We start from the raw sequence: 7915 nt of genomic DNA, 5'->3' as shown, positions 1-7915 counted from the left end.
ATATTTCCCAATGCTGCGTTCATTGAGAAGAAGGGCAATATCACTCATAGTGGAATTATTAGGGCAGATCAATTACTTAACGAATATAATATTAGATTAATAGATTGGGTTTTTACCCCGCCAATTAGGAATAGTTTTAAGTGAAATAATTTTGATTTGAGAATTCGGAGAAGGCGCCAACATCTTATAACACCATATTCACGCTTCGGGGCATTCGCTCCTCGGTCCGGACCGACGTAGAAGTGCCGTGGGATTACTCAGCCGGACACATCGAACTCCCTAACCGCATCGCGGCCGCCCTTCGTGCTTAAGGGAGTTGGACGTCGTGAATACAAGAACGTTATCGGAAATCGGTGTAAGACCGGTAATGCAAACCAATTATCATAGGAGCTAAACAATGAAGAAACAAATCGTAATAAAGCTTCTAACTTCATTAGTTTCAAGTATTATACTATCGATATTATTTGCATTTACTTCGTTTGGAGATGTAATTGGATCAGATGATCGAATATCAGTGATTTTGTTTGGCTCAATATTTTTTCTTATTATATTCGTATTCATTGGAATACCCGTTTCGTTTTTAGCAGATCTAGTGCTCAAAAAGATAAATCTAAAATCCAAAGTTACTAAACAACTAAGTTTTTTATTTATGTATTGCATTGCTGGAATTATTGCGACAGTGATTTTTTATTTAGTTAGTGAAAGAGAGTTATATAATAGATTAATTGATAAGGAAATGATCTTTTTTTATACTGTCGGAATTATCAGTTCTATAACATTTTATTTGATTGAAAACTTGTTAAAGAGAATTAGGTAGTAACTCAAGAAGACACCGACATCCGATAACACCATATTCACGCTTCGGGCCATTCGGCCCTCGGTCCGGCAGAAGTAAGAAGTGAATTCGGAGAGGCGTTTCAGCAGCAGGGAAGTAGAATCAACCGGACACATCCATTCCCCTAAGATAAGAGCTATCTAAGAGGAATGGACGTCGCGAATACGACAACGTTATCGGAAATCTCCAAGCCGGAAAACAAACTTATTATTGAAACAAATCAATTATTTTTTTCACTGCTTTTTCAGCTGATCTTTGTTTTATTAATCCTTCTTTAGCAGTGCCATAGATGTTAATGGATGTGGAATCTGGACTTATTGGGATGAATTCAACACATACTATTGTTGGATTCATATTTCCTGCCCCACTTCCAATTACTGCTGTTAAATGTGGCGTGGATAGTAGGTTTGAAGTATCAATGAGCTTTCCATTTTTAGATAGTATTTCTGCCATATTTGTCATCGCAGATTGAATTTTATGATGATATAGCAGTTTATCATTATATCCTATTGACTTAAGGAGTTTAGCCCCCCATCTTGCTCCTAATTTCCCGCTTATTGAATTAGTTATAATATTCAAGGAACCACCAGTAAGCCTTCCAATTATGGCACCGGATATTTCTCCAACTTTACCAAGTTCATTAATTAATATTTGATCTTGAATACTCTCTTCCAAGTTCATACAAATATTTCTCCTTTGGTTTGAATTAATTATAAAACTATTCTATATTTTGTGGTAAATAATTGTAAACAAAGAAATTGAATGTTTAGAGTAACACTAACGACGATGGAGACTTCCGATAACACCATATTCACGCATCGGGGCATTCGCCCCTCGGTCCGGCAGGAGTTGAAGTGGTTTCGATTGGCGTAAACTCAGATACAGGGAAGCGAAGTCAACCGGACACATCCAACTCCCTAACCGCATCGCGGCCGCCCTTCGGGCTTAAGGGAGTTGGACGTCGTGAATACAAGAACGTTATAGGAAATCAGCGTAAGAGCATTAAGTACATCAAAACCTTTTGAAGCAACAAATACATTAATAGAGTAGGGATAAATATGAGAAGTGCAAAACTAATGTATAAAATTCTAATAGTTTGCATACTTACTTTCACAGCAACTGGCTGCGAAGATGCAGATAAAGAACCTTATTTAATCTTTAAGAATGACAATGGAGATATATTAATGACAGACCTTGAACTAAAGGAACATGGTGTAATTTCTTTGCTCGATAGTAATTTCTCTCGTGGGCTCTATATATTGCCTAAGAATAAAAATAAAATTGAAGAAGTCACTACTAAAGCATTAAATCGATCAATTGAAATCTATTATAGAGATGAACTAATTGAACAACTTCCAACAATAACGCATGTTATTAAGGGTATCAATTTAGTATTCACGATGGATGAAGAAACATTAGGTCGATTAGATCAGATAATTAAAGATAACAAGTAACAATGAACGAAAGTAACTCAAAGGTGACGCTGACATCCTATAACACCATATTCACGCATCGGGCATTCGCCCTCGATCCGGCGAGAAGTTAGAAGTGGATTCGGAGAGGCATTTCAGTAGCAGAGAAGCAGAATCAGCCGGACACATCCGCACCACCAAACCGCATCGCGGCCAGTCACTTCGTTCCTTTAGGGTGGTGGGACGTCGTGAATACACGAACGTTATCGGAAATTCCCCATAAGCATTTAATAACATATTTTGTAGAAGGGGTAATCTAATGATTCATAGATGCATTATGATCTTCACTCATTTTACTAATCAAGAAATGATCGAGAAGATTCGAAAAATCTACGATCCCCTATATGGTTATGTTGACCCACATATTACCCTAGTATTTCCTTTCAAAAGTTCAATTGCAACATGTGAACTAGAGGGACATATTAGGAAATCGTTAAGACATATAAAGCAATTCGAATTGACACTTCAAGGAATAACAAAAGAAAAAGGGAATTATTTATTCTTAAATATTACGAAAGGAACGGAGAGTCTGGTAGAACTACATAAACAACTTTATACAGAAATACTAAGTGATTATTACCCTGATTTCTTGAAGAAAACAAATTACAAGCCTCATCTAACCCTCGGAAGAACAAAAGACTCAAACGAATTAGATGAAGCATATAAAAATTGTAAGAGCCTGGTGGAATCTTTTTCTGAGAGAATAACTGAAGTAACAGTTGAAATAATAGATGAGAATGAAAAATCAGAAATTGAAATGACAATAGAACTGTGTAAGTAATTCGAGAAGAGCGGAACATCCGATAACACCATATTCGCGCTTTGGGGCATACGCCCCTCGGTCCGGCCGAGGAATTTCGGAGAAGTGGAAGCAGCCGGACACATCCATTCCCCTAAGATAAGAACAATCTAAGAGGAATGGACGTCGTGAATACAATAACGTTAGGCGAAATTATTGTAGTTTTTAATGGAAAGAAGGAGCTTTTATTGGACGGTTTACTATTGAAAATTAAGTTAGCCATTCAAAAAAATAAACACACGCATGAAGTACTTAATCATGCTAATTACAAAATTCAAATAAGAAAAAAAGATGCAATATATATAGTAAAAACTGAAATGAATGAATTTATTAGCGTCTATCTAAAGAAGGGGATATTTGGATGAGAAGTAAGAATGCTGCACAATCTACAGGGTATTGGTTTTGATATACCGCAAACTGAGAAAATAACCAATATATTGAAAAATTTTTTTCGTAGCTCATTAATAATCAGTCGATATAATATTGATTATTTTGATGAATTAAAAGTAAATGGTGAAGACACCATGAGGTTTGAGATAAATGAATATAACATAGCTTTTGACTTTTTTCTTGAAGATAAAAACAAAATTAAAGTATTAGAAGGATTTGATAAATTCGGACAAAAAGCATATGTAAATGAACTTGAGATAAAAGGAATTGATTTTCGTTGATGCTTTGAAGACAATAACTTCGCCTAACACCATATTCACGCATCGGGCCATTCGGCCCTCGGTCCGGCAGAAGTTAGAAGTTGATTCATCGAGGTGTTTCAGCAGCAGAGAAGCAGAATCAGCTGGACACATCCGCACCGACTAACCGCATCGCAGCCGGCGACTTCGTCGCCTTAAGTCGGTGGGACGTCGTGAATACAAGAACGTTAGATGAAATTCATCCAGTGCGATTTAAATCTCAAAGAAATCAAAGAAATAATATTAGGAGACTAAACTAATGAATTGGATACCCTTAGATAATGATGAATATCGTAATGTTTGGGATCGATTCTACGAAGAATTCAATTTCAAACCAAGTGTTTACCCTTCAGATTGGCCCACTTTTCTAGAGAAAACTCCATTTATTACTTACGATATTTCAAATTATCGTGAAGAAGATATAGATGATTTAACAGATAAATGCGTCTTAGCTTTTAAAGGAAGTACTCAAAGTAATGAATATATTTATGCTCTTGATTGGCAGCATGAATCATTTCTTTTTAATCCACATTTAGAGACGAATAATGATAAATGGACAATTGGATTCTATCCAGATGGCGATTATTATTTGTTTTTGAAGAAAGATTTTAGTTGGGGATATTTAGGCCATCCGTGGGAGCAAACAATTTGTATTTTTGGAGAAGAACTTATTAAGAATTTTGAAATTAATAAACCCAATATATTTAGTAAGATAGCTCGAAGAGGAGGATGAACTTCATCTAACACAATATTCGCGCTGCGGACCATACGGTCCTTGATCTGCCCGAGGCATTTTCGAGGGAGCTGAATCAGGCGTTAGGTGAAATATGAGTAATTACAAATTACAAATTACAAATTACAAATTATAAATAGGGGGATCATCAATGAAGAAATTTGTTAACATAAATGATGCAATTGATAGCTTTTTGAAATCCATTAATAACGATAGAGAAAAGGACAGGACATATAAGTCACGTGTCTTGTCTTTTATGGACTATTTAATTGACGAAAAGGATGTTGATATACGAAATGACATTTATACTGATCTCGAATCGTTATCACATCTGGATATCAAGCAAAGTATGAAGTACTACATTAGTACAAGTAGATTAAATCCTCGGAAAGTGAACACAATAGAGGCGTTAAAGCTTTACGTTTCGGTTGTACAATCTTTCATACTATTTCTAGCAGATAATGGGGTACCGAATGATAAATTAATTGCAAAGTTTTCATTATCAGAGACTGATAAAAGTTCAATCACTTCAATAATTGAAGAGGTTTCAGTCGAAGAAAAATTAAGAGAAAAAATGGGTAAGAATCCACTTACAGAAGAGGAGCAAAAACGTCTTAAAAAATTAATTGCCAAATGTTTTAATAATTCCTTAGGTCCAAAAATCCTTGAGGGAAAGAGACTTTCGGGATACAGAAGTTACCTAAGTTCTATTATTATAAATATCATTCTCGAAACGGGAGTTAAATACAAAGTAATTAAAACTATTACTACTGATAATATCAATTTCGAAACAAGAACATTATTATTACATGATAAGTACAGTATTCCTCTTAGTGAAGAGCTTCTAGTCCAACTAAAGCGCTATCTAGAAATTAGAGATGAAGTTGTTTCTAGAAGAAATATTAATTCAAATACTCTATTTATTCATCCAACAGACCGCTCGAATCCTGGTATTAATATTTATGTAACAGAATTTCTTAGACGAATTGGTAGAACTGATACGATAGGGATTAGTAAAACAAAAATAATAGATTTCATGGTAATTGGTGTTCCTGAGATCTTAATAAAAGACATAACTAAATTTGATAAGGATGTACTGAGTGATTGCAAGAAATTAGTTGATTACAAAGAAGAAAATAGTTTTATAAATGAATATCTTATCAAGAATTTTTAGTAGATTCGAGATGACTCATACTTCACCTAACACCATATTCACGCTGCGGGGCTTTCGCCCCTTGGTTGTCAGATGTATAATCATGGAAGGTGCTCAGACAACACACGACCCAGCCTAAGTTAGGAGCTATCTAAGGCTGGGTCGCGTCGTGAATACGCGAACGTTAGAGGAAATTCCCTAATACATATGAAGAACAAGGGGATACGAATTGTGTATTCTCTTTTTTAGTTATTCATGCTACATTGTACCTAATATCTGGGAATAAATATGTGGTTGCCAAGAGAGTAATTGAAGATTAAGAGCTTAATTTAGAGATCAAGAGTGAAATTGATGATTAAGAGCCTAATTAAAGATCGAGAGCTTGATTGAAGAATAAAAGCGTAATTAAAGATTTAAGAGCTTAATTGAAGATCAAGTGCGTAATCAAGATCAAGAACGTAATTAAGGATTAGTGCGATTTTGAAGATCAAAAGAGCATTATATAATCAAAGCGATATGAAAGTTTCTCGAAGAAGAGGGAACTTCCTCTAACACAATATTCGCACTGCGGGCCATACGGCCCTTGATCTGCCAGAAGTATTTTCGAGGAAGCTGGATCAGGCAGATACATCCATTCCCCTAAGATAGGAGCTATCTAAGGGGAATGGATGTCGCGAATACAAGAACGTTATGTGAAACCTCGTAGTTCATTAATTCTAAGGAGAATTTTTATGACTAAAGATCAGTACTTTGAGGATCTTAAAGATATAGTATTAGATTCAATATTTGTTGGATTATCAGAATCAGATCTTCAAAAAGAAATCGAAACAAATATGTGGAGAATATCAATTCAACAGGAATTGGCAAGTGATATCACTCCTGAAGATTTTAATGAATTTATATCTAAAGTAATAACGAATCGGCAAGATCAAATAAACCGGTCTGCATCAAGTCGCGGAATGATTTTTTACTTATGGTTCGACCTGATGGCAAGTCAATTAAGATTCAATCTGATTTCAGAAGCAAATAATAAACTGCCCTTTAGCTGCAACATCCAAATAGTAACAGATCCAAGAGAAGTCATAAATGTTTTTTTAAGATCCCCATTTCATAATGGATTACCAATTGAAGGACATGATGATAACTCTAAAGAAGAGGAATTTGAATTGAAGATCTATAAAATACATTTAAAAAAGCAATGACTTTGATTGTATATCAAAGAGGACCGAGGCATCACATAACACCATATTCACGCATCGGGCCATTCGGCCCTCGGTCCGGCAGACGCATTTCGAGAAGTGGGATCAGCCGGACACATCCATTCCCCTAAGATAGGAGCTATCTAAGGGGAATGGACGTCGTGAATACAAGAACGTTATGTGAAATACGACAAGTTCAAATGACAAAATGAGTATAGGTGGTAGTCCAATATTCATGAATAATAATTGGGATAATGAAGAGAAACTCAATAGTCAAAGAGGAAAAGTACAAAGATTATTTATTATCTTATCAATGATTTTCTTATTTATCTTAGTAGTTGCTATTGTCATAGGATATTACTTTACTGGCAATACCCTTAGAGATATATGTGGAACTACTAATTGTTAGGGGTATTTTGATAAGTAAATATATTCCAATTGAAGGAACAATAGAAATCAGTGATAAGGAAGATATTGATGAGATAACTGATAAATTTAATGGATTTATTGAACTGAATGGATGGTATTTTGGAGACGGGTTCAAAGAAGTAGATAAAGAGGGGATCGACATCTGGAAGTATACCTTAAGATGTGTCGTACATCACATAACACCATATTCACGCATCGGGCCATTTGGCCCTCGGTCCGGACCGAAGTAAGAAGTGAAATCGATGTTGTAATTTCAGCAGCAGGGAAGCAGAATCAGCCGGACACATCCGCACCACCCAACCGCGTCGCGGCCAGTCGCTTCGCTCCTTTAGGGTGGTGGGACGTCGTGAATACAAGAACGTTATGTGAAAGACAGGTATGACCAAATATTAAGGAAAGGAAGGCTCTCAATATGGAAGAAGCATTAAGAGAGATCGCAGAGAAGACCTTAAAGTACCTATGTATCGGTGCTCAAATTGAAGGAATCAATTTTTACGGCACTAGAATATTAATGTCTGAATCAGATCAAGGGCGAAATAGAATTAATGGACAAACATATCTAAATATTGAGAGTCGTTTTTGCATATTCAGCTCACTTCCAATAGT

The 7915-nt window shown here is 35.7% G+C and carries 10 protein-coding genes and 1 pseudogene; 10 read left to right on the top strand and 1 reads right to left on the bottom strand.

Annotated elements, in window-relative coordinates:
- Positions 1-397 precede the first annotated feature (397 nt).
- On the top strand, positions 398-817 hold the full coding sequence (locus M1K58_RS29285) for a hypothetical protein (RefSeq protein WP_256762475.1): 420 nt from the start codon (positions 398-400) through the stop codon (positions 815-817).
- A 225-nt stretch (positions 818-1042) separates the two neighbouring features.
- Here M1K58_RS29285 and M1K58_RS29280 read toward each other — a convergent pair whose 3' ends face one another.
- Positions 1043-1516 carry a hypothetical protein gene (locus M1K58_RS29280; protein ID WP_256762473.1) on the bottom strand — a complete coding sequence of 158 codons (474 nt, stop codon included), beginning with the start codon at positions 1514-1516 and terminating at the stop codon, positions 1043-1045.
- Between the two features lie 377 nt (positions 1517-1893).
- Between M1K58_RS29280 and M1K58_RS29275 the strand changes: the two genes are divergently transcribed.
- The 9 genes and pseudogenes from M1K58_RS29275 to M1K58_RS29235 all read left to right on the top strand — a co-directional run.
- Positions 1894-2289: a hypothetical protein gene (locus M1K58_RS29275; RefSeq protein WP_256762471.1), complete on the top strand. Its 396-nt coding sequence runs from the start codon at positions 1894-1896 to the stop codon at positions 2287-2289.
- A 277-nt stretch (positions 2290-2566) separates the two neighbouring features.
- A complete protein-coding gene (locus M1K58_RS29270) occupies positions 2567-3088 on the top strand; it encodes a 2'-5' RNA ligase family protein (RefSeq protein ID WP_256762469.1) in 522 nt (173 codons plus the stop codon).
- 146 nt (positions 3089-3234) lie between these two features.
- Complete coding sequence (locus tag M1K58_RS29265) at positions 3235-3471, top strand: hypothetical protein (protein ID WP_256762468.1); 237 nt, start codon at positions 3235-3237, stop codon at positions 3469-3471.
- 9 nt (positions 3472-3480) lie between these two features.
- The gene (locus M1K58_RS29260) at positions 3481-3777 is read left to right on the top strand and encodes a hypothetical protein (RefSeq protein WP_256762467.1); all 297 of its coding nucleotides are present in this window, start codon (positions 3481-3483) and stop codon (positions 3775-3777) included.
- 277 nt (positions 3778-4054) lie between these two features.
- Positions 4055-4528, top strand: a complete 474-nt coding sequence (locus tag M1K58_RS29255) for a DUF2716 domain-containing protein (protein WP_256762466.1) — start codon at positions 4055-4057, stop codon at positions 4526-4528.
- A 151-nt stretch (positions 4529-4679) separates the two neighbouring features.
- The gene (locus M1K58_RS29250) at positions 4680-5702 is read left to right on the top strand and encodes a site-specific integrase (protein ID WP_256762465.1); all 1023 of its coding nucleotides are present in this window, start codon (positions 4680-4682) and stop codon (positions 5700-5702) included.
- Between the two features lie 710 nt (positions 5703-6412).
- Positions 6413-6883: a hypothetical protein gene (locus tag M1K58_RS29245; protein WP_256762464.1), complete on the top strand. Its 471-nt coding sequence runs from the start codon at positions 6413-6415 to the stop codon at positions 6881-6883.
- A gap of 232 nt (positions 6884-7115) precedes the next feature.
- On the top strand, positions 7116-7289 hold the full coding sequence (locus M1K58_RS29240) for a hypothetical protein (protein ID WP_256762463.1): 174 nt from the start codon (positions 7116-7118) through the stop codon (positions 7287-7289).
- A gap of 432 nt (positions 7290-7721) precedes the next feature.
- Positions 7722-7915, top strand: a pseudogene (locus tag M1K58_RS29235) (hypothetical protein); the annotation flags it as partial.

The organism is Cohnella sp. WQ 127256 (assembly GCF_024519285.1).
Classification (GTDB): Bacteria; Bacillota; Bacilli; order Paenibacillales; family Paenibacillaceae; genus Cohnella.
This window is presented reverse-complemented; position numbering and strand designations above follow the sequence as displayed.

Excerpts from the sequence above, each read along its gene's own strand:
- M1K58_RS29285 (WP_256762475.1), top strand. The coding sequence starts at position 398 with ATGAAGAAACAAATCGTAATAAAGCTTCTAACTTCATTAGTTTCAAGT.
- M1K58_RS29280 (WP_256762473.1), bottom strand. The coding sequence starts at position 1,516 with ATGAACTTGGAAGAGAGTATTCAAGATCAAATATTAATTAATGAACTT.
- M1K58_RS29275 (WP_256762471.1), top strand. The coding sequence starts at position 1,894 with ATGAGAAGTGCAAAACTAATGTATAAAATTCTAATAGTTTGCATACTT.
- M1K58_RS29270 (WP_256762469.1), top strand. The coding sequence starts at position 2,567 with ATGATTCATAGATGCATTATGATCTTCACTCATTTTACTAATCAAGAA.
- M1K58_RS29260 (WP_256762467.1), top strand. The coding sequence starts at position 3,481 with ATGCTGCACAATCTACAGGGTATTGGTTTTGATATACCGCAAACTGAG.
- M1K58_RS29255 (WP_256762466.1), top strand. The coding sequence starts at position 4,055 with ATGAATTGGATACCCTTAGATAATGATGAATATCGTAATGTTTGGGAT.
- M1K58_RS29250 (WP_256762465.1), top strand. The coding sequence starts at position 4,680 with ATGAAGAAATTTGTTAACATAAATGATGCAATTGATAGCTTTTTGAAA.
- M1K58_RS29245 (WP_256762464.1), top strand. The coding sequence starts at position 6,413 with ATGACTAAAGATCAGTACTTTGAGGATCTTAAAGATATAGTATTAGAT.
- M1K58_RS29240 (WP_256762463.1), top strand. The coding sequence starts at position 7,116 with ATGAATAATAATTGGGATAATGAAGAGAAACTCAATAGTCAAAGAGGA.